We start from the raw sequence: 22,761 nt of genomic DNA, 5'->3' as shown, positions 1-22,761 counted from the left end.
AGGCCATTGTTCAGATTCTTATTTTTACTTCTTTTCAGCTACCGAAGTTCTCTGTGAAAAAATAGGTGAATCTTACTTTTCCTCTTCAACGCTTTTAATAAATAACAAATGTGAATTATCGTTATTATAAGTAATTGCCATATAAAATGCAAGCGGTTTTAGCAAAATGAAAACATGAAGATTTTATATTGAAATGGTGCTTGTGTATAGCACCGCTCCGACCAACCACTACGCTTTCCCTGGGGACGGCTTCAGCTAACTTGAAAAGAAAACCGCTTTTCAAGTGGATCTTCAGCTCGCCCTGCGATGCACAAATGTTTTCGATAGGGCGAGTAATCGCAAAAGCTCTTCGGTGGGACGAGTAATCGCAGTCCCAGCCCCGGGACGTGCAAGTGCAGGCGTTGTGACAACGCTTTTCGATGGGGTGAGTAATCTTAGGCCCCAGGAGTCACGGGTTTAGACTGCGAACCACTTAGGAGTCTTCGTGGTTGGTCTGCGCTCAGTTAGGTTTCTACAACGAATGAAAGAAATCATCAACACCTGTCTCCATGATAAGCAAGTTATTTTTTAAGGAGCGAAAGTTGAGATGGTAATATAGGATATTTCATAAGTTTATTTATTTAAATGATAAATGGAATATCCGTGCATAAGATAATAATAAAGAAATGATATTTTCATTTAAAACAGGACAAGCATAGAATGTAACAAGCGTGCATTTTTTCATCAGTTTGATTTTCTAATATTAAACCCTCTTAAAGATAATTTACATACTCTTTACATTAACAACAAACTATATTAATAATTCTTCTCTATACTTCAAAGTAAGGACAGAGGAGAAATGTCCAGTAAAAATACTAATGTAGATAAATTTAAGGGGGCCCTTTAATGAGCTTTAAACGAGTTACTTTATTCTTTTTTGTTTCTGTTTTAGTTTTCTTGGCAGCATGTGGTTCAGGAGATGCAGACGGTGCAGAAGATGCTGGATCTGAATCCGGCAGCAGCGAAGAATTATCAGGCAGTATTGCAATTGATGGTTCTGGTACTGTATACCCGTTAATGGCTCGCTTAGCTGAGGATTATATGATAAATGAACAGCAGGAAGTTTCTGTGGAGGTTGGTCGTGCAGGAACAAGCGCAGGCTTTGAAAAATTCTTAGTTGAAAACGGGACAGACTTTAATGATGCTTCCCGGGAGATAAAAGAGGAAGAGCAGACGAAGGCAGATGAATTAGGTTTTGAAGTTCAAGAGCTGAAGGTTGCATTAGATGGGTTAACGATTGTGACGCATCCGGATAACGATTGGGCGACAGAATTAACTCCAGAACAGATACAGGGGATCTTCCTTGGTGAATATACTCAGTGGTCAGACATCGACGATTCCTGGCCGAAAGAAGATATTAAAACATATGGTCCAAATGAAAATCACGGGACATATGAATTCTTTTACGAAACAATTTTAGAAGAACAAGACTTAGTAGAAGGTATTGATCTTCAAAAAGACTATTCAACGTTAGTAACATTGATTTCGGAAGATAAGAATGCAATTGGATTCTTCGGATTCGGCTACTATCAGAGTAACCAGGACAAAATCAATGCAGTATCCATTGATTTTGGAGAAGGAGCAGTTGAACCTTCACTGGATACTATTGCAGAGGATGGACCTTATGCTGACTATACACGTCCGGTATTCACTTACTTGAATGCCAGCCGTGCACAGGAAAAACCGGAAGTTCTTGATTATGCAAAATATGTTTTAGAAAATGCGAATAATGTTGCTGGCGAGACTGGATTTGCACCAATTCCTGATGAGGAAGTTCAGTCCCAGCTGGAAGCTTTAGAAGGAATTGAATAAGAAAAGAAGACAGATGAGTGGTAAGACTTCACCTCTCATCTTCCTCTTATTTTTTGATGAGGAAAGGTGGCATTTGAATAATGGCTGCAAATAATAAGAATCGTATGTCGGTTAGTGAAATGATTGAGCAGCAAAAGCAGAAGCGGAAATTTTTTAATCAATTAGAACGACTGGTACCCAGTCTATTATTAATTATTGCTTCCATATCGGTTCTTACAACAGTCGGGATTATTTATACTTTGTTTGCTGAGTCAGTTGCGTTTTTCCGAAATGTGCCGATTCTTGATTTCTTTACAGGAACAGTGTTAAAGCCGTTAAGTCAAAATCCTGAGTTTGGTGTATTACCATTATTGAATGGAACGATTATCTCAACAGTTATTGCAATGCTGGTAGCTGGACCAATCGGGATGATGTCCGCAATTTATTTAAGTGAATATGCTCCGGATAATGTACGAAGAGTATTGAAGCCGTTATTAGAGATTTTAGCAGGAGTGCCTACGATTGTTTACGGGTTCTTTGCATTTACATTTGTAACACCCTTACTAAGAATGATTTTCCCATCTATTGAAGCGACAAATATTCTTAGCCCGGGAATTATCATGGGTGTAATGATTATTCCAATGATTGCTTCGCTGTCAGAGGATGCGATGTCTTCTGTTCCGAACTCTATGAGAGAAGGAGCTTTGGCACTTGGATCAACAAAGCTGGAGACAACATTTAAAGTAGTTATCCCAGCAGCGTTATCAGGGATTGTTGCTTCCTTTGTGCTTGGTATTTCCCGGGCAATAGGAGAAACGATGATTGTAGCTATTGCGAGCGGAAGCTCTAAGAATTTCTCCTTCGACATTACCGGATCTATGCAGACAATGACTGCTTATATCGTAGAGGTTGCCGGCGGGGAAGCGGCAGCGGGAACAACGATTTATTACAGTCTTTATGCTGTTGCATTAACGCTATTTGTTTTCACATTAATTATGAATCTATTAGCAAAATATATTTCACGTAAATTTAGAGAGGAGTACTAAGATGACAACAAAATATATGGATGCCGAGCTGGTCGGGAAGCGTATGTCATCTCGTGTACGAAAGAATACAGGCTGGAAAGGCCTTTTCTTCGCCTCTACGTTGTTTGGTCTTGTTGTACTGGCAGTATTGCTTATCCGTATTTTTACACAGGGAATAGAATATATCAATATTGACTTTCTGATGAATCATCTATCAACGGATGCAAGCAGAGCAGGGATTATGGGAGCCATTCTAGGGACAGCATGGCTGATGGTAGTCGTTATTCCTGTAACAATGGTAATTGGAGTAGGGACAGCAATTTATCTGGAGCTTTATGCAAAGAAAGGAAAACTTCAATCCTTTATCGCAACAAATATTTCTAACTTAGCAGGTGTTCCATCCATTGTTTATGGATTATTAGGCCTGACATTATTTGTCCGCGCATTAGAATTCGGCAATGTTATTTTAGCTGGCGGGTTAACATTAGCGTTGCTTGTGCTTCCAATAGTAATTGTTGCAGCACAAGAAGCTCTGCGGGCGGTGCCGGGCAATTTGAGTGAAGCGTCCTATGGCATGGGAGCCACAAAATGGCAGACAGTACGCCGCATTATTCTGCCGGCAGCATTACCAGGGATTTTAACAGGAGCCATTTTAGCATTATCACGTGCAATAGGGGAGACAGCTCCATTAACTGTGCTTGGTATACCGGCTTTACTAATTCCGTTTCCAGAAGGTATTTTTGATACATTTACGGCATTACCAATGCAAATCTATTATTGGACTATTGATGCTTCTCTAGTCGCAGAATATGCAAACTTAGCAGCAGCAACAATTATTGTACTATTAGTTTTGCTATTTTTGCTAAACTCTATCGCAATTCTGATTCGAAATAAATTTCAGCAGCGTTACTAAATAAATGAACAGGGATATAACTGGCTAATATAAGAGAGGAGATTATCCTGAATGAGTACTGTAATGACAAAAGCAATTAATCTGAAACTTGTAAGAAACGAAAATGAAAGAAGCGAACCGGAAGTGCAGAAAGAAGTAGTTTACGATACAAAAGGATTGAATTTATGGTACGGCGAAACACATGCTTTAAAAAATATTAATATGGATATTAAGGAAAAAGAGGTAACCGCGATTATCGGGCCATCCGGGTGCGGGAAATCAACATATTTGAAGACATTAAACCGCATGGTGGAACTGGTTCCAATTGTAAAAACATCCGGCCAGATAACGTATAAGGGTAAAAATATTTTAGATAAATCATTTCGGGTAGAAGACTTAAGGACACAGGTTGGAATGGTATTTCAAAAAGCAAATCCGTTTCCAAAATCAATCTATGAAAATATTGCTTACGGTCCTAAGATTCATGGCATTAAAAATAAAAAGATACTTGATGAGATCGTTGAAAACAGCCTGCGCGGCGCATTTATCTGGGATGAATTAAAGGATCGCCTGAATGATAATGCATACGGGTTATCCGGTGGACAGCAGCAGCGCCTATGTATCGCCCGTTGTTTAGCTGTTGAGCCCAATGTTATTTTAATGGATGAGCCGACATCTGCACTGGATCCGAAATCAACCCTGCGTATTGAAGAGCTTGTACAGGAATTGAAGAAGGATTATGCCATTGTAATTGTAACGCATAATATGCAGCAGGCAGCCCGTATTTCTGATAAGACAGCATTCTTCCTGAATGGGGAAATTATTGAATATGATAAAACAGATCATATTTTCAATAATCCTGCTGATGAACGTACTGGGGATTATATTTCCGGCCGGTTTGGATAATAGAATAAGGCTTCTGTGAGAATGGCTTTCCGGGTCATTCTTTTTATTTGTTTAAAGAATATGAAGCCTTCCATAGAGAGGTAAGGACATTAAAAATGACTCACTATGTGAGGATTTTTTGAAGATATCCACAAATTGTGTATAACTGATAATTCGCGGCTATATGCGCATATTTTTTACGGTGCAGCTGATAGTAAGACTCTCTCGAAAAAAAGTGAAAATTAAACCAAAGCTAAATAAACCTGTACTTTATGAAACAATCAATCTATATATAATTCTAAATGCACCCGGGACAAGAATAACCAATGCTATAAAGAGATGGACATACTTTCTGGTTGTAAAACTGGTATAAGTCCATAACAATAATAAAATAAAAGCAGCCACAACCAACAGCTTTATGAAAGCCAGCCAAATTGTTGGATAAATCACGTATAGAATAGATATAAAAAAATAAATAATTCTGCTCAGGATAAAACTTTTTTTTAGCTAGAGCCATATTAATCTCACCTTCTGCTAAGCATAATCTTATAAATATATAATCAATCTTCCCTTATTATAAAAGGTCAAACCTGCTGTATATAATTAAGAAAGCGTTATCTTAGATATACTGTGATCCACGGGTTATAATAAGATTAGCTTGAAGATAAGTAGGTGAATAGCATGCGAATTAATTATAAAGAAATGAAAAAGCTGGATAAAAAGTCTCTGGAGGATTTATATGCGGACGTTGACTGGTCTGCTTACACAAAAGATTTGGATAAACTGCAGCAGTCTGTTGCAAATTCTTTATATGTTTTAACGGCCTGGCAGGAGGAAGAGTTAATTGGATTAATTAGAGTAGTAGGGGATGGCCTGTCTATTATCTATATTCAAGATTTACTTGTGAAGAATGCGTATCATAATCAAAAAATCGGTTCTGAATTAATACAAAGTGTGTTACATAAATATGCAGATGTCCGTCAAAAAGTATTGCTGACAGAGGAAGCTCCTAATACCAGATATTTTTACGAGAAAAATGGATTTAAGTCATGTGATCAAGGGGATGCAATAGCTTTCGCACGACTTGATTTTTAATCGGGCTGGAAGTTAGTTTGGTTATTTTCTGAAAGGGAACACTATAAAGTAGAAAAATTGTATGAAGGAGTTGTTAAGAATGAACGTAATTGTTATTGGAGCAAACGGACAAATTGGAAGGCATCTTGTTAATCAGCTTCATGCCAGTGAACAGCATGAGGTTACGGCAATGGTCCGAAAAGAAGAACAGAAAAAGGAACTGGAAGCAAATGGAGTTAATGCTGTTTTAGCAGATTTAGAAGGCAGTATTTCCGATTTGGAGGATGCTTTGAAGGGCGCAGACGCAGTAGTATTCACAGCAGGCTCCGGTGGTCATACCGGTCCGGAAAAGACACTGCTTATTGATTTAGATGGAGCTGTCAAATCAATTGCAGCTGCAAAAAATACAAATGTTGACCGTTTTGTTATGGTCAGTGCATTCCAGGCTCATAATCGTGACAGCTGGGAAGAAAGCCCAATTAAGCCATATATGGTTGCCAAACACTTTGCTGATGAAGCGTTGGTGCACAGCGGTCTTGATTATACAATCATTCGTCCGGGCGGCTTGCAAAATGAACCGGGTACAGGAAAAGTACAGGCTAGTGAAAATCTGGAACGAGGCAGCATTCCCCGTGAAGATGTAGCAGCTGTCATTGTCGAGGCATTGGAAGCGAAAAACACGTACCAAAAGGGTTTTGATTTAATTACCGGGAAAGATTCAATAAGCGAAGCTCTCAGGAAAATTTAAATGCTTAATCAGGCGCTCTATTAGGGGCGTCTTTTTCGTATGGTAACCATTAGTATGAAGCTGAAAAGTTATATTGATGATAGATAGTGAAAAATAAGAGAGAGGGGTTTAGGATGTTAGAAAACATAGAAACCGACTATTTCAAAAGTAATGATTCTGATCTGGGAAAAATCGCAGAATTATATTGTATGACTTTTTTTAAAGATGATTACTCGCTGGAGAATAAAGAAAATATTGTGAGAAATATAAGAAAGCATGCCGATTATGAAGGCTTTATTGGCTTGAAATGTAAAGATGCAACAGGGAATTTAATTGGTTTTGCATACGGTTATACAAGTTTGCCGAAACAATTTTACAGAAGAAAAATTGCTGATCAGCTATTAGAAAACGAAATAGACACCTGGTTATCTGATTGTTTTGAGTTTGTTGAACTGGCAGTTGAACATACTTATAAACGTCTTGGTATTGCGAGTAAACTCCATGATGAATTATTGATGAAAACGAATTGCAGAACCGCAGTATTAACAACTGGTGTTCAGAACAAGCCGGCAGTGAATCTGTATAAAAAGAAAGGATGGGAAGTTGTTAAAAAGGATGCGCCCATTATTTCAGAGGATAACCTTCAAGTAATTATGGGGAAGAAGGTAAACGGAATGCCCCCTCGGTTTCCTGAGTAATATCAATAGGGAAACGTAAGCATAGCTTATCGAGAAAAATATACATAAATAAGTTACCTATAAAAGGATTTTTTTCTGAACAAACGCTCACTTATCTCATTCTAAATGTTTCTGTAAATAAATAAAAAAGCATGGAATTACAAGTATTTACAGGGCAAAAGTTGAATTCCTCAAAAAAATAAAAAAATTTAAAAATACCTATTGAATTTTTATACATACTGTTGCATAATAATTCAATAACAGCACATTTACGAGAGGGGATTTTTTAAGTGGCAAAAGACAAGATCGTTTTAGCTTATTCTGGGGGATTAGATACATCTGTAGCGGTGAAATGGCTGCAGGATAAATATAATTATGATGTAATTGCAGTAGCGTTGGATGTAGGGGAAGGTAAGGATTTAGAGTTCGTAAAACAAAAAGCATTGGACGTTGGAGCAATTAAATCCTATGTTATTGATGCAAAAAAGCTTTATTCAGAGGAATATGTATTGCCGGCATTACAGGCTAACCTGTTGTACGAAGGGAAATATCCGTTAATTTCAGCTTTATCCCGCCCGTTAATTGCAAAAATATTAGTGGATATTGCAGAAGAAGAAGGGGCAGTAGCTGTAGCACATGGCTGTACCGGAAAAGGAAATGACCAGGTTCGTTTTGATGTTGCATTTACAGCGTTAAATCCTGAATTAAAAATTGTTGCACCGGTTCGTGAATGGGCTATGTCCAGAGAAGAAGAAATTGAATATGCGAAGGAACACAATATTCCGGTCCCAATTAAAAAGGAAAGTCCATATAGTATTGACCAGAACCTGTGGGGCAGAAGTAACGAATGCGGTATTTTAGAGGATCCGTGGGCAGAGGCGCCTAAGGATGCGTTTGATTTAACGCAAGACCCGATGGATGCGCCAGATGAAGCGCAAACAGTGCAGATTACTTTTGAGCAAGGGAAGCCTGTTTCGCTAGACGGGAAGAAATTAGACCTGGATCAATTGATTCTAACTTTGAATGATATTGCTGGAAAGCATGGAGTTGGAAGAATCGATCATGTGGAAAATCGTTTAGTGGGAATTAAATCAAGAGAAATTTATGAGGCTCCGGCAGCAATGACGTTAATTAATGCACATCAGGAACTCGAAGCATTAACTTTACCTCGTGAAGTAGCGGAATTTAAACCGATTGTTGAGCAGAAGCTGTCTCAGGCTGTTTATTATGGTTTATGGTACTCACCATTAACAGAAGCACTGCAGGCCTTTATTGAGAAGACGCAGGAGCATGTTTCTGGTACAGTAAAAGTGAAGCTGTATAAAGGTCATGCACATGTTGTTGGAAGAGAGTCTGCAAACTCCTTGTATGACTTTGATTTAGCGACTTATAATAAAGCTGATGCATTTGATCATGATGCAGCATTAGGATTTATTAAATTATGGGGACTTCCAACACAGGTACATGCTTCAGTAAATGGTCCTCAGGGAAAGAAATCGATTGAGAAAGTAAAACTAGAGGTAAAGGAAGCTGTTAATCCGTGAAATTATGGGGTGGAAGATTTACAAAACCAACGAATGAATTAGTCGACGAGTATACCTCGTCGATTCGTTTTGACCAGAAGTTAGCGAAGTATGATATTAAAGGCAGTCTGGCTCACGTTGCGATGCTAAAAAAATGTGATATCATTCCTGCTCAAGAAGCAGATCAGATTACAGAGGGTCTGAAAAAGGTCCTCGGTAAGATTGAAGCAGGAGAAGCAGAGCTGTCTGAGGCAGACGAAGACATTCATATGAATGTAGAGCGTCTGCTGATTGAAGAGATTGGACAAGTAGGCGGCAAGCTTCATACCGGGCGCAGCAGAAATGACCAGGTAGCTTTGGATATGCGTCTGTATGCAAGAGAAGCTGTTTCAGAATTGATTGCGCTGTTAAAAACAGTCCAGCAGGCACTCATTGAACAGGCGAAAGTAAACATAGATGTCATTATGCCTGGATATACGCACCTGCAGCGTGCACAGCCGGTTTTATTTGCGCATCATATGATGGCGTACGTATTTATGTTTCAACGCGATGTGGAGCGTCTGGAGGACAGCTTGAAGCGTATAAATAAATCGCCATTAGGTGCAGGGGCGCTGGCAGGCACAACCTTCCCGATTGACCGCAGTTTTGTAGCTGGTCAGCTTGGTTTTGACGGGATTTGTGAAAACAGCCTGGATGCTGTAAGTGATCGTGATTTTGTAGTGGAATTCCTTTCCAACGGTTCTTTAATCGGTACACATTTGTCCCGTCTTTGTGAGGAGCTGGTACAGTGGTCGAGTGCAGAATTTAATTTTGTCGAGCTGGATGACTCCTACACAACAGGAAGCAGCATGATGCCGCAAAAGAAAAATCCGGATGTAGCAGAGCTTGTCCGCGGGAAAACAGGACGCCTTTACGGTAATCTTATCGGGATGCTGACCACCTTAAAGGGCTTGCCTTTGGCATATAATAAAGATATGCAGGAGGATAAGGAGGGCATGTTTGACTCACATGAGACGCTGAAAGGTGCGCTGCAGCTCTTCGCCGGGATGATTGGATCAATGGAAATAAATAAGGAAAGTATGTACAATGCGGTTACGAATGATTACTCTAATGCCACTGATTTAGCAGATTATCTGGTGAATAAAGGGCTTACCTTCCGCGAATCACATGCCGTTGTCGGACAGATTGTTTTAAATTGTATTCAAGCTGGTATTTATCTGCTTGATCTGAGCTTAGAAGAGTTTAAACAATATTCAGAGATTATTGAGGCGGATATTTATGAAGCGCTGAAGCCGGAAACTGTCGTTAACGCAAGGTCAGCTGCCGGCGGCACGGCAAAACAAAGTGTGCTGGAGCAGATTGAGAAGGCAGAGCAATTATTGGAATCGCCATAAGGAAATAAGGTATAGTAGATAAGTGAGATAAAATAACGGGGAGCTCATATCAATTGCAGATGGGCTCCGTTGTTTTGTAATGAAAAATAAAATAGAGCGGATTAAAAATATCTGGGAATGGGAAAATAAAAGCAATAAGACAGAAAAGCACTGCTTTTTTCCTTTTTTAATATCGCGGCTGTTTTCAGGACTCTCTTTAGAGAATGTCTTGAGTTACCTGTTTTTTTAGCTCTATTTTATAGAAAAGGCGGTTGGATATAGTGAAATTAATTGCATCAGATATGGATGGAACATTACTTAATGAAAATGGAGAAATTAGCGAGGCAAATGCTGAAGCAGTAAAAATCGCCATTGATAATGGCATTGAATTTATTGTAGCAACAGGCAGATCTTATCATGCTGCGAATATCCCTCTGCAGGCGGCAGGGATAACCTGTCCGGTAGTCAGCTTAAATGGAGCTGTAACATACCTGGAGAATGGGAAGCAAATAAATAGTATTCCTATGGACAAGCAGGTAGCTGCGCGAATTGCCAATGAGTGCAGCAAGCTGGGGATGTATGTAGAGTTATTTACAAATAAGGGGGTTCTCTCTGAAAGCAGAGAACATTTTTTAGATGTACTTGTTGATATCATGCGTTCCGCTAATCCGGATATTTCCGACCAGGAAATGCGTGAAATGGTAGAACAGCGATTCCAATTAGAAGAAGTTTCCTTTGTGGAAAGCTTGCAGGCAGCATTAAAAGACGAGAATATAGAAATCTATAAAATTCTTACCTTTGCTTTTGAAAACAATCAGCTGGAAGAAGCTAAGAGAAAGCTTCGCGATGAAACAGGTGCAGTAATTACCTCTTCTGGAGATACGAATCTTGAATTTAATCATCCCAAAGCCCAAAAAGGTTTAGCTATTCAAAAATATATTGAGGATAAGGACTGGACGATGGAAGACGTCATGACAATGGGCGATAACTGGAATGATGCCAGTATGCTGGAAATGGCCGGACGTGGTGTCGCTATGGGCAACGCCGATGATAAAATTAAGAAGCTATGCGATTATGAAACGGTGGCAAATGATCAAGATGGTGTAGCAAAAGCTATTGAAGAGATGTTAAGAGAACTGGATAAATAAAAGAAAGATGCCAAGCTGAAAATAAGCTTGGCATCTTTCTTTTAATGTCTTTTGCTTAACCATAGTACACCGGATTTTGCGATTCTTGGCAATAGTCCGGTCATAGGCTTTTTAGCCATATTTCCAAAACCATCTGATTTCCCCAGGGAGCCTAAGGTCCCTTTTAACTTGATCGGTTTTGGCTTCTTCGGCTGTTTATCGTTTAAGACAGCAAGAAGAATTTCTGCTATTTGCTCACCCTGCAGTCCGGCAAGCTGTGCACTTGGTGAATATTCACTGGACGCACAGTCTCCCAGAACATATACAGAAGGATCTTCCGGGACCTGATAAAAATCATTAACGGCTACTTTCCCGTGCCGGTCTTTCGTATATGGAAGCTCGCGCACAAGCCGATTAGGCTGTACTCCGGCAGTCCAGATGGTAACATCATTTAAATAGCAAACGCCATTATTGCATACCCCATCCTGCTCTACATATTCTACTGTTGAATTGTGTATCACATCTACATTATTTTCTGTCATCCATCTTTCTACATAATCCTGGATTTTACTGTCCAGGGTTTTTAATACGGTATCTCCCCGGTCAAGCAGGCGGATATTTAAGTCTGGGCGGCTTTCACGAATTTCAGAAGCAACCTCAATACCACTTAAGCCCGCACCGATAACGGATACCTTTCCATATGCTTTTAAGTTCCCTACTGCAACACCAGCTTTTCTTGCTTTTGTAAAGGTTTGAACACTTTCTGTATATTCCTCTGCTCCAGGGATTCCATGATAATTGTCCTCGCAGCCTAATCCGATAATCAAATAATCGTAGGGAACAATGGAATCTTCATCTTGGATAATAATTTGTTTATTTTCCACATCAATTTTTGTGATTTCCCGAAAAACATATTTTATACGGGAATCATCCGGAAAATCAACGCGAACATCATGGTCCGCTGAAGTTCCTGCGGCAATCGCATAGAACTCGGTTTTCAGTGAGCGGAATGGATTACGATCAATTACAGTTATATGTATATTATCGGATAATGTTTGGCTAAGAAGGCCAAGAAGCGTTTTAACACCGCCATACCCGCCCCCAACAAGAACAACTCGTTTCATTGTGTTACACCCCTTATTTAATTTGAAACTCTTCCAAGTACTAGCGTAACAAATTATGAAGATGATGTCATTAAGATTAAGGCTGTAGTTTGTTAATCGTAAAAGGATAATTTATTCAAAAAAATCAATTTATTGTAGAGGGATATCGATTAAAGAAAGCTTTTTAATAAAAAAGATATTAAAAAAGGGAATAGCTTGCTAGAGTTTTAGAAATAATGGTACGATTAAGAGTGCTTTTTGATTAATACGTTAATACTAAAACCTTTTATAGATATAGAAGAAAAAGGAGTTGCCTATGGCAGGAATGAAATCAATCCCGTTTACTGTAGCAAAAAATGAGCAATTTTTTGATCGCCTGGGAGATTATATCGGCGATGTTTTTTATGATGTTTTACCTGAACAAGGCTTTGAACTGCGTGATGAACAGATTTATATGGCATTTCAGCTCGAGCAGGCTTTTAAGCATAAGAAGACGATCTTTGCAGAAGCAGGCGTTGGAACAGGAAAGACTATTGTCTATCTTTTGTATGCGATTTGTTATGCCCGTTACATGAGAAAGCCGGTTATTATTTCCTGTGCCGATGAAACATTGATTGAACAGCTGGTCAAAGAAGGCGGAGACATTGATAAGCTTGAAAAAGCTCTTGACTTAGAAGTGGATGTCCGTTTGGCAAAAGCCCGTGAAAACTATCTTTGCATGAAGAAGCTGGACCCTTTGTCTGAATACACAGAGGATGAAGAAATTCTGGATGTACATGATTCTGTGCCGGACTTTGTTTTTGATCAGGGCATTTCGATGCAGTCGTTTTATCCTTATGGGGACAGAAAAGATTATCCATGGCTTTCTGATAAGCAGTGGGAGCAGATTGGCTGGGATCCATTGAAGCAGTGTGCAACATGTGATTTTAGACACCGCAGTGCGCAGACATTGCATCGTGACTATTACCGCCACGCCCAGGATATTATCATCTGTTCACATGATTTTTATATGGAGCATGTCTGGACGAAGGAATCGCGGATAAGAGAAGGTCAGCTGCCATTACTTCCGGAAGCAAGCGCGGTTGTGTTTGACGAGGGACACCTGCTGGAATTTTCAGCACAAAAAGGATTAACCTATCGTTTTAATTACCAGAATATCACCAATGTCCTCACAGGCTACCAGGGGCAGGATGTTCGGGAAGAATCGCTCCAATTAGCGGAGGATATTATGGCGCTTCATGATGAGTGGTTTGATCTTATTACTGAGATTGCGATACGTGTGGAAGGGTCTAACAGGCTGGAGATTCCAAGAAATCCAAAAATGATTGAGATGGCCGGGCGGTTAGAGAAAATGGTTCAAGAGTTATTAGAACAGCTTGTTTTTGATGCAGAGCTGTTTACCATGGATGCTTACCATACAAAGATTATTGAAGAGTACCTGGAATTTTTCACGTATGGTTTATCGATTTTTCTGAAGGACGATGAAGGAGTCTACTGGCTGGAAGAAGATGGCGATGAAAGCAGTCTGGTTATTATGCCGAGGCTGGTGGAGGATGTTCTCCGGGAAGAAGTATTCCAAAAAAATATTCCATTTATTTTCTCTTCTGCGACGCTTTCCCAGAATGGAGATTTCTCGTATATTGCGAGGAGTCTGGGTGTTGATTCATATGAGTCATTTTCTGTCGAATCTCCATTTGAATATGAGAAGGTACGTACGATAAAAGAGCATAGCTATACGGATGAAACAGAAAAATTTGAAGGAATCGCACAGCAGCTTCAGGATAATGAAGGACATAGTCTTGTTTTATTCCGCTCTGAAGAAGAGATGCAGACATTCCGGAAATGGGCAGAACCAAAAAAATGGTCTTTTGATTTGTTGTTTGAAGGCGACAAAGAAATCAGTGAATTGGTTCGTACGTTTCAGTTAAACTTGTCCTCTGCTCTTTGTGCGTATCATTTATGGGAAGGATTGGATGTGCCGGGTGAATCGCTGGCGCAGGTTATTATTGCTTCCTTGCCGTATCCGCCGGATGATCCTGTTTTTAAAGCAAAACGCAAGCATGCTAAGAATCCATACGAAGAGATCGATTTACCTTACATGCAGCTTCGTTTAAAGCAGGGTATAGGCCGTTTAATTCGTACAGAGCATGATAAAGGAATTGTGCATATTTGGAAACAGGCTTAAATATGAGGCGCTCTGGTTTGTATTTTGGGGCTGGACAAAAGCATTTTAGATTAATAAGCCGTTTTAAAAAAAGACCTTTAATACGTGTATACTCGTATTAAAGGTCTTTTTGCTCGTCAATCAAGCTGATAAAGTGCATCAGGATCTTAGCAGTAAGTCCCCAGATAGTTTTATCATCATACCGGTAGAAAAGCTCTTCCAGAGCCCTGATACGCCATTCATAGTCCTCACCGCCGACAATAAGATGGTAAGGGAAGTTGTCCTCAGGCTGTATTTCCAGGTGCACCTTATATTTTTCAGGAGTATTCTCTAAGAAGAAGGAGAGTGGAACAGTAAAAATATGATCCACCTCGTCAGGATTTGGCTGGATATTTTCCGGATTTTCCAGCTTCCCGATAAAAGGATAAATGATTCTCCCTAAGTCATTTACAATATAATCGAGCGGAATTGGTTCGGATATTTCTTGTTTTGTTATACCGAGCTCCTCAGTAGTTTCCCGGATAGCTGTGTGGGCGGGGCTCTTATCCTCCGGGTCCATCCGTCCTCCCGGAAAACAAATATCTCCCGGCTGACTTCTTAAGTTCATCGAGCGGACTTCAAAGAGAATATGCGTTTCTCCATTTACTTCAATCAAAGGAATCAAAACAGAAGATCGCTTAAAGTGCTGATGTCCCATTAATGCAGGAGTACGATCTTTTAATTCGTTCAGAATATTTTCGATCTGCATGCCGTATCCTCCCTAAATCATTCTTACTATGTTCTAATTCCATTCTAGTATGCTTTCAGGCTGCTGTCATGTATAGCGATTAGAATTTATAGTATGAGCATGAGTTGGAATTTATCCCTTTTAGACAACATGTTAATATAAAGAGAACAATTTCTGTTAGAATAAGAATTAAAATGAGAAAGGCGGGTGCGAGATGAAGCATGCTATCTATCAAATGGATATTATCCCCGGGGACCCGGAAGGTAATCGTAAACGTATAAAGGAATGGCTGGAAAAGCAGGTAGAAACAGAAAAACCTGATATTATCGTCCTTCCGGAAATGTGGACAACAGCATATACCTTAACGCAATTAGAGAAAATTGCTGATTTGGACGGAGAGCCTACAAGAGGCTTTTTGAAAGAATTGGCTAAAGAGCATCATGTGCATATTATTGGCGGATCCTTTGCTAATAAAGTGGCTGGAGCAATCTATAATACTGCAATTGTTATCAATAATGAGGGAGAAGAGGTCTATACGTACGACAAAATACATCTTGTCCCTATGCTTTCGGAACCAGACTATTTAACAGGTGGGAAAAAACAGGCGCGTTTGTTTGAGTTAGATGGAGTAAAAATGGGTCTGCTGATTTGTTATGATCTTCGTTTTCCAGAGCTGGCCCGGGAATTGGCGGTAGCAGGAGCAGAAGTAATTTATATAACAGCAGAATGGCCATTAGCACGTAAGGATCATTGGAAGGCGCTTCAGCTGGCGCGGGCTATTGAAAATCAATGCTATATTATTTCAAGTAACCGGACAGGTTCTTATGATGGAGTTGATTTCTGCGGGACATCATTAGTTGTAGACCCTTGGGGGACCGTTATCAAAGCGGGATCAGAAGAAAAAGAAGAAACATTAGTTGAAACAATCGATATTTCAAATGTAGAGCATATACGCAGAGAAGTTCCCGTATTTAAAAGCCGAGTACCAGAACTGTATCGAGGCTGGAAATAAAGGCAAAAAAGGCTCCAATGTTAGTGCATCCCCCGAAAACCAGAATGTAAAATCTGGGCTTCGGGGGATAATCACTGTCGCATGGAGTCTTTTTTAGTGAATAGAATGATTATTGATATTTGGCGGTTCTTTTAATTCACCGGTGCAAACATTCTCTGTAATATGAACCTGTGACGTTTTCCCTTTATTGTTAATGAATTTGAAAACACCATTATTGAAATCTGTTCCAATCTCTTTATAGAAAATTCCCTCGTATAAATTATGCTTGGAACGGGTAAATTTCAAACGATATTGTCCGGGTGCTTCACTATCTTCCTGGATAAAGGCACGTACGCCTTTTTCATAAATGGTATCATCTGTACTTTTTAATGTACGGTCCACAGAAACAATGTGAAGGTCGATGAAAGAAATTTCCCGGAGGAGCACATTGACAAAAGATCCTTTTGTAATCTCTTCCCAGCGGTTTTGTGCACTTTGCCCAATAATAATTTGAGTGATATTGTGCGTATGTGCTACTTCTTTAATAGCTCTTACGGAACGTTTTTCTTTATCACGTATAATAAATTCCTCTACATCTAATTCCTCGCACAGTTCCTTCCAATGTTCGACAAAACCTGATTTATCCGCATCAAATTCATCATAAGGAAGGGCATCTACTGTTAAAACATATAATGGGCAATCCATGATTTGTGCCAGCTTATGGCCCCGGCGGATAAGGCGTTCTCCATTGGGACCATAATAAACACATACTAAAATACTTTCGTCCATGCGACCTCTGACTTTTTTCATCGTATCTACCGCACCTTTCTTTCATAGTCATTTACTATTTATATTTAAAAAAATCAATTTTTGTTCGAAAAGGAACCGAATGGTTTTATTATTAATTTAACCTTGAAAGAGAAGAGATAAACCTTCTCATGGCAGTTTCTTACCTTTAAACCGTATCATTTTAACATGTATTTCAATTTTCGTATAGTACCAGGAGAGAAAAAATTGAACAAGTAATGGACATACAAAAATTCTGGTTCTCTAATAAATATATTTCACCGCAAAAACTCCTGCAACCAGCTACTCCGTTTACCTTGGCAAAGTTTTTAAAATGAATTTTTATAAGGGAAACACAACGTCATACATGCAAGTGCAGATAAATTCTTGTATAATATTCATGTGTGATTATGAAGATTTATTGTTTTAGTGCGTGTTCCGATAAGGTTTATAAAAATATGCCCTGATAATAGATGCTGCAACGTCGTGTTTTTTATCAGACTTTTTGAACAACCATTTTAACACCTCATCATGCCTTTATTTTTTACTGCAGGAAAGGCTTATTAATTTTTACCACGATTTTTCACAGCATTAGTGTCCGTGAATTTCCCTTGGCCGGGCATAGAAAACATTATAAATACGTTGGGAAAAACGGCCCGCTAAATGAAGTTTCATTTGATCAAAGTGAGTAATATCCCTTTTCAATACAATTGAAGTTGCTCAATGAAGCAATAACCAGATATTGGTTTAACCACTTAACCGCTTTTTATTCAATCCACTTGCACTGTATGCTGAAGGCATTCTTTTTATATAATGTTGTTGTGATGAGAAGCATAGAGAGTCAACTGTATATGCTTTCATAAATAATATGTTTTTCTATCATTAGATTAGCATTTTACGGACAAAATAACCAATATGTTTGTGATGTTCGTTTTTTCGTTCATCAGAAAGGGTATTTAGTAAATAACATACTTGCCAATAAAGAATATGTGCGGATTCTTATACACATTGGAAAAAGAGTGTAAGAAAAACGATGGATTCGACCAAGTTCTCTCGGTGACATTGAGGTCAGCATCTTGTGTAAATAAAGGGCAGGCGGATACTTACGTTTTTCTAAACATAATCACGAAGAAAAGAAAAGCAATAAAATGATAGGAGGTTCTCGTTTGTCGACTTTAGTACTGGCTATATTTATACCATTTTTAGCTGCTGCAATTATACCCTTCTTATACAAATATTTGAAAAACATTCATGTCGGCTGGTTCGCTATCCTGGTGCCGACAGGTTTATTCATTTATCTTGCTTCACTCATCCCGGCCATTTCAAACGGTGAAGTTATTGTTCAGACAATAAATTGGATTCCCAGTTACGGAATAAATATAACAGCTTATCTGGATGGGCTCAGTCTTACACTGGCATTATTAATTTCCGGAGTTGGAGCCCTTGTTATTCTTTATTCCATCTACTACCTTTCATCTAAAGAACCAATAGGCACATTCTATACATACCTCATGCTGTTTATGGGGGCAATGTTGGGTGTCGTTATGTCAGACAACATGCTTGTGTTGTATGTTTTCTGGGAATTAACAAGTATTTCTTCCTTCTTATTAATCGCATTTTGGTATCAGAGAAAACGTTCCAGAGAAGGTGCTAAGAAATCATTAATTATTACGGTTTCCGGCGGTATCTCGATGCTGGTTGGTTTTATTATGGTCGGTTCCATGTCAAGTACGTGGAGTATCCGTGAAGTAATTGCCAATGTTGGATCAATCAGCGACCATTCTTTATTTATTCCGGCGATGCTGCTTGTCCTGCTTGGAGCTTTTACCAAGTCAGCACAGTTCCCGTTCCATATTTGGCTTCCAGATGCAATGGAAGCACCAACGCCGGTCAGTGCTTATCTGCACTCGGCAACAATGGTGAAAGCAGGCATCTATCTTGTTGCCCGTTTCACTCCTGTTTTTGGCGGAGAAGCAGTCTGGTTCTGGGCTGTTACAGGTGTCGGGATATTCACACTCTTCTGGGGCTCTTTTAATGCTGTCCGTCAAACAGATTTAAAAGCATTGCTGGCTTATTCTACAATCAGTCAGCTCGGAATGATTATGAGTATGTTTGGCATGGGATCAGCTGCTCTTTATTTAGGCTATTCAACGGAATCAGTGGTATATACTGGAGCAACATTTGCAGCATTATTCCACTTAGTGAATCATTCTACGTTTAAAGGTGCTTTATTTATGGTTGTGGGTGTTGTGGACCATAGTGTAGGTACACGGGATATCAGGAGGTTAGGCGGATTAATTACATTAATGCCGGTCACCTTCACAATCGCGACTGTTGGAAGTATGTCAATGGCCGGACTGCCTCCGTTTAATGGTTTCCTGAGTAAAGAGATGTTTTTTGTATCTACACTGGAAATTACAGAAGCAGGCTTTTTCGGTCTGGGAACATGGGGGATTGCTATCCCGATTATTGCCTGGGTAGCAAGTATTTTTACATTTGTTTACTCAACCGTATTTGTCGTAAAAACATTCCTTGGACCTTACAAAGAAGAAAAATTAGAGCATCCGGCACATGAACCGAATCCGGGCATGCTGATTTCACCAATTATATTAGGAATGCTTGTTATTACATTTTTCTTCATGCCGAATGTTGTTGGAGAGAATTTGATTGCTCCTGCTATGAACGGGATTTTCCCTACATTTGCTTCAGAAGGTGCGGAGCTTGGCACACATATCCATGCCTGGCACGGCTTTAAGCCTGAATTATTTATGACAATTGGAGTTATTCTGTTTGGGGTGTTTCTGTACTTAACAAGGAAATATTGGTCCGGCATATATAATCTGTTCCCGGAAAAATGGTCTATTAATACATTCTACGGCTTTGTATTGGATCAGATTGAAGATAAATCTACTGTTATTACAAATAAGTATATGACGCGTTATTTGCGTGATTATATGGTGTATATCTTTGCCTTCTTTATTTTAGCAATTGGCGGTATTTTCATTTTTACAGAAGCCTATTATTTTACACTTCCCGAGAATGCACCCATTTCTAATTTTGAAGGGCTTGTCATACTGGCTATGATGGTAGCAGGCATTACCATTTTATTTGCGAAATCACGGCTGACAGCAATTGTTTTAAATAGTATTTTGGGCTTCGGTATTTCGATACTTTTTGTCTTGTTCCGTGCGCCGGATCTGGCGTTGACACAAACGATTATTGAAGCAGTAACAACTGTTTTATTTCTTGTTGCTTATTATTTCCTGCCTGAACTGGATAGGGAAGATACAACGAAGAAAACGAAAAGTGTTAACTTGTTTATATCGATCGGTGTAGGAGTGGTCTTTACCACTGTAGCGTTAGGAGTCCAGGGGAACAAAGCATTTGATACGATTTCAACCTTCTTTGAGAATTCCTATGAGCTTGCAGGCGGTAAAAACATGGTAAATGCCATTTTAGGTGATTTCCGGGCTTTTGATACGATGCTGGAGGTCGTTGTTCTCTTAATTGCAGGTATTGGTGTATATACCATCATCCGGGTGAGAGCCAAGAAGGAGAGTGATCAGATTGAAGATAAATAATGTCATTCTCCGTACAGTGGCCAAACTTGTTTTCTTTATCATTCTGACGCTTGCGGTATATTTATTCTTTGCAGGCCATAATAGTCCGGGCGGGGGATTCAGCGGCGGACTGGTTCTTGCATCTGCGCTGGTATTATTATTTATTGTGTTTGATATTGAAACCATCCAAAAAGGTTTGCCGATTGATTTTAAGCTTGTAGCAGCCTTGGGAGCATTTTTATCCGTAGGTACTGGGTTTGGAGCATTAGTGTTTGGAGAAAACTTTTTAACACAAGCCTTTGATTACTTTAATGTACCGTTTTTCGGCGAAATAGAACTGACAACCGTTACGATTTTTGAAGGCGGCGTTGCCTTGGTCGTTGTAGGTGTTGTTGTAACAATCTTATTAAGTATTAGTGAGGATGAGTAAATATGGAAACGTTAGTAACCATCCTGGCAGGTGTATTAGTAACAGTAGCAACTTATCTCTTACTGTCAAAGAGTTTAATTCGTGTCATTATTGGAACTGCGATTTTAACCCATGCAGCGCATCTTGTTATTATGGCGGTTGCAGGATTAAAGACTGGGACGGTGCCGATTGTCGGTGAAGGTGATCCAGTAGATCCACTTCCACAGGCATTGATTTTAACATCTATTGTCATCGGTTTTGCGGTAACTGCGATTTCTCTCGTTCTTGCTTATCGGACATACCAGGAGCTTGGGACAGATAAACTAGATAAGTTACGGGGGAATCCAGATGAATAATATAATTGTTATGCCGATGATGCTCCCGGTCCTGCTCGGGATTATCCTTTTATTTTTAAGACCGTATGTAAAAACGCAGCGGACAATTTCATTATTGGTATTTCTTGCAAATATCGGTATCAGTATTTACGTACTGCAGCTGATTCAGCAAAATGGCGTTATGCGTCTTGATTTTGGCGGCTGGCAGCCTCCTTTTGGCATCTTATTTGTTGCCGATAGTTTTTCTATGCTGCTTGTATTATCGTCAAGTGTGGTTGCAGCAGCGTGTTTAATTTATTCCTTTTCTTCGGTCAAACCATCCTTTGAAAAGAACTTCTTCTACTCCTTTGTACTATTTCTGATAGCAGGGGTAAATGGTTCCTTTCTGACAGGGGATATTTTCAACCTGTTTGTCTGTTTTGAAATTATGCTTCTTTCCTCTTATGTGCTGATTGCATTCGGCGGAAGGAAAAGACAGCTTCGCGAGTCGATAAAGTATGTAATTATAAACGTTGTCTCCTCCTGGATTTTCCTCGTTGCTATTGCTTATTTATACGGAACTGTTGGAACACTAAATATGGCACATCTATCAGAACGTATTGCAGAAGTTGGGCAGACACCTATGATAACTGTTATCAGCGTCGTGTTTTTAACTGTATTTGCGTTAAAAGCAGGTCTGTTTCTATACTTCTGGCTGCCGGGATCTTATTCCGTTCCAATTACTCCAATTGCGGCTTTGTTTGGTGCTTTGCTGACAAAGGTCGGAATTTATGCGATGTTCCGTGTATTTACCCTGTTGTTTTACCAGGAGCAGCAGATTACGCATATGCTGATTGGAATTTTGGCGGCCTTAACTTTAATTGGCGGAAGTATTGGTGCAGTTGCATATAAGGATATTCGATTGGTCGCTTCTTATAATGTAATTATTGCTGTTGGTTTTATTCTGGTAGGCTTGGCAGTTGCAACACCATCTGCCATAGAAGGATCCATTTACTACCTGATTCACGATATTATTATAAAAGCATTACTATTTTTACTGGTAGGTACAATGATTGCCGTAACCGGGCAGACTAGAATGGACGAGATAAGCGGACTTATTAAGAACCATCCGCTGCTTGGGTGGCTGTTCTTCCTGACAACATTGTCCTTATCGGGAATTCCGCCGCTGAGCGGTTTTATCGGCAAGGTGCTGATTGGTGAAGGAGCTGTAGCAGCCGGGGCTTATGTTTTATTAGCTCTTGCGTTTATTTCAAGTATCTTTGTTCTATATTCGCTTATGCGTATTTTCCTTACCAGCTTCTGGGGGGAAACGATTATAAGTAAGGACGAGGAAGTACCGGCCAAGAAAGGATGGGTTGTTTCCACTTGTATTTTAGCGTTAGGAACGATTGCTTTAGGGCTGGGTGCTGAACCTATGTCTGTTTATATCCAGGATGCAGCTGAGACATTATTAAATCCGCAAATCTATATTGACGCAGTACTCGGGGGCAATTAATCAGCCGGAATGTAACATTTAAGCAGCCTTTTTGTAGTCAGTATGGTATTTCTGAGTC

19 protein-coding genes and 1 other annotated feature (1 of these 20 only partly in view) are annotated in these 22,761 nt (G+C 39.6%); of the genes, 16 read left to right on the top strand and 3 right to left on the bottom strand.

Annotation, left to right across the window (positions count from 1 at the left end):
• Positions 1-98, bottom strand: a binding site (T-box leader); it reaches 172 nt to the left of the window's first position.
• 787 nt (positions 99-885) lie between these two features.
• The 10 genes from IEX29_RS07805 (at position 886) to IEX29_RS07760 (ending at position 11,154) form a co-directional block, all read left to right on the top strand.
• Positions 886-1,851, top strand: a complete 966-nt coding sequence (locus IEX29_RS07805; RefSeq protein ID WP_188733909.1) for a PstS family phosphate ABC transporter substrate-binding protein — start codon at positions 886-888, stop codon at positions 1,849-1,851.
• Positions 1,852-1,931: 80 nt separating this feature from the next.
• Complete coding sequence (gene pstC, locus IEX29_RS07800) at positions 1,932-2,876, top strand: phosphate ABC transporter permease subunit PstC (RefSeq protein WP_188733908.1); 945 nt, start codon at positions 1,932-1,934, stop codon at positions 2,874-2,876.
• 1 nt (position 2,877) lies between these two features.
• Positions 2,878-3,768 (top strand): phosphate ABC transporter permease PstA, encoded by an 891-nt coding sequence (gene pstA / locus IEX29_RS07795; RefSeq protein ID WP_188733907.1) that lies wholly within the window; start codon positions 2,878-2,880, stop codon positions 3,766-3,768.
• A gap of 51 nt (positions 3,769-3,819) precedes the next feature.
• A complete protein-coding gene (pstB, locus tag IEX29_RS07790; protein ID WP_229720131.1) occupies positions 3,820-4,653 on the top strand; it encodes a phosphate ABC transporter ATP-binding protein PstB in 834 nt (277 codons plus the stop codon).
• Between the two features lie 660 nt (positions 4,654-5,313).
• Positions 5,314-5,727: a GNAT family N-acetyltransferase gene (locus tag IEX29_RS07785; RefSeq protein WP_188733906.1), complete on the top strand. Its 414-nt coding sequence runs from the start codon at positions 5,314-5,316 to the stop codon at positions 5,725-5,727.
• Between the two features lie 79 nt (positions 5,728-5,806).
• Positions 5,807-6,454, top strand: a complete 648-nt coding sequence (locus IEX29_RS07780) for an SDR family oxidoreductase (RefSeq protein ID WP_188733905.1) — start codon at positions 5,807-5,809, stop codon at positions 6,452-6,454.
• Positions 6,455-6,567: 113 nt separating this feature from the next.
• Positions 6,568-7,131 (top strand): GNAT family N-acetyltransferase, encoded by a 564-nt coding sequence (locus IEX29_RS07775; protein ID WP_188733904.1) that lies wholly within the window; start codon positions 6,568-6,570, stop codon positions 7,129-7,131.
• 269 nt (positions 7,132-7,400) lie between these two features.
• Complete coding sequence (locus IEX29_RS07770; RefSeq protein ID WP_188733903.1) at positions 7,401-8,654, top strand: argininosuccinate synthase; 1,254 nt, start codon at positions 7,401-7,403, stop codon at positions 8,652-8,654.
• Entirely contained in the window at positions 8,651-10,027 is a 1,377-nt protein-coding gene (argH, locus tag IEX29_RS07765; protein WP_188733902.1) for an argininosuccinate lyase, read from the top strand. Before IEX29_RS07770 ends, argH begins: the two co-directional genes overlap by 4 nt.
• A gap of 260 nt (positions 10,028-10,287) precedes the next feature.
• A complete protein-coding gene (locus tag IEX29_RS07760; RefSeq protein ID WP_188733901.1) occupies positions 10,288-11,154 on the top strand; it encodes a Cof-type HAD-IIB family hydrolase in 867 nt (288 codons plus the stop codon).
• A 41-nt stretch (positions 11,155-11,195) separates the two neighbouring features.
• Here IEX29_RS07760 and IEX29_RS07755 read toward each other — a convergent pair whose 3' ends face one another.
• Positions 11,196-12,257: an NAD(P)/FAD-dependent oxidoreductase gene (locus tag IEX29_RS07755; protein WP_188733900.1), complete on the bottom strand. Its 1,062-nt coding sequence runs from the start codon at positions 12,255-12,257 to the stop codon at positions 11,196-11,198.
• A gap of 295 nt (positions 12,258-12,552) precedes the next feature.
• Between IEX29_RS07755 and IEX29_RS07750 the strand changes: the two genes are divergently transcribed.
• Entirely contained in the window at positions 12,553-14,421 is a 1,869-nt protein-coding gene (locus IEX29_RS07750) for an ATP-dependent DNA helicase (protein WP_188733899.1), read from the top strand.
• 97 nt (positions 14,422-14,518) lie between these two features.
• On the opposite strand, the gene IEX29_RS07745 is transcribed toward IEX29_RS07750, so the two are convergent.
• Entirely contained in the window at positions 14,519-15,148 is a 630-nt protein-coding gene (locus tag IEX29_RS07745) for an NUDIX hydrolase (protein WP_188733898.1), read from the bottom strand.
• 193 nt (positions 15,149-15,341) lie between these two features.
• Between IEX29_RS07745 and IEX29_RS07740 the strand changes: the two genes are divergently transcribed.
• The gene (locus IEX29_RS07740; RefSeq protein WP_188733897.1) at positions 15,342-16,139 is read left to right on the top strand and encodes a carbon-nitrogen family hydrolase; all 798 of its coding nucleotides are present in this window, start codon (positions 15,342-15,344) and stop codon (positions 16,137-16,139) included.
• Positions 16,140-16,232: 93 nt separating this feature from the next.
• On the opposite strand, the gene IEX29_RS07735 is transcribed toward IEX29_RS07740, so the two are convergent.
• Positions 16,233-16,928: an adenine nucleotide alpha hydrolase family protein gene (locus IEX29_RS07735; protein WP_188733896.1), complete on the bottom strand. Its 696-nt coding sequence runs from the start codon at positions 16,926-16,928 to the stop codon at positions 16,233-16,235.
• 1,142 nt (positions 16,929-18,070) lie between these two features.
• On the opposite strand from IEX29_RS07735, the gene IEX29_RS07730 reads away from it, so the two are divergent.
• Genes IEX29_RS07730 through IEX29_RS07715 form a run of 4 tightly spaced genes read left to right on the top strand, consistent with a single transcriptional unit; the run spans position 18,071 to position 22,703 of the window.
• Complete coding sequence (locus IEX29_RS07730) at positions 18,071-20,485, top strand: Na+/H+ antiporter subunit A (RefSeq protein ID WP_188733895.1); 2,415 nt, start codon at positions 18,071-18,073, stop codon at positions 20,483-20,485.
• Entirely contained in the window at positions 20,472-20,894 is a 423-nt protein-coding gene (locus tag IEX29_RS07725) for a Na(+)/H(+) antiporter subunit B (RefSeq protein WP_188733894.1), read from the top strand. Before IEX29_RS07730 ends, IEX29_RS07725 begins: the two co-directional genes overlap by 14 nt.
• 2 nt (positions 20,895-20,896) lie before the next feature.
• Entirely contained in the window at positions 20,897-21,229 is a 333-nt protein-coding gene (locus tag IEX29_RS07720; protein WP_188733893.1) for a Na(+)/H(+) antiporter subunit C, read from the top strand.
• A complete protein-coding gene (locus IEX29_RS07715; RefSeq protein ID WP_188733892.1) occupies positions 21,222-22,703 on the top strand; it encodes a Na+/H+ antiporter subunit D in 1,482 nt (493 codons plus the stop codon). Before IEX29_RS07720 ends, IEX29_RS07715 begins: the two co-directional genes overlap by 8 nt.
• Positions 22,704-22,761: the final 58 nt, after the last annotated feature.

Source organism: Oceanobacillus neutriphilus (assembly GCF_014645515.1).
Lineage (GTDB): Bacteria > Bacillota > Bacilli > Bacillales > Amphibacillaceae > Oceanobacillus > Oceanobacillus neutriphilus.
The sequence above is the reverse complement of the archived record's forward strand: the minus strand, read 5'-3'. Positions and strand labels throughout refer to the sequence as shown.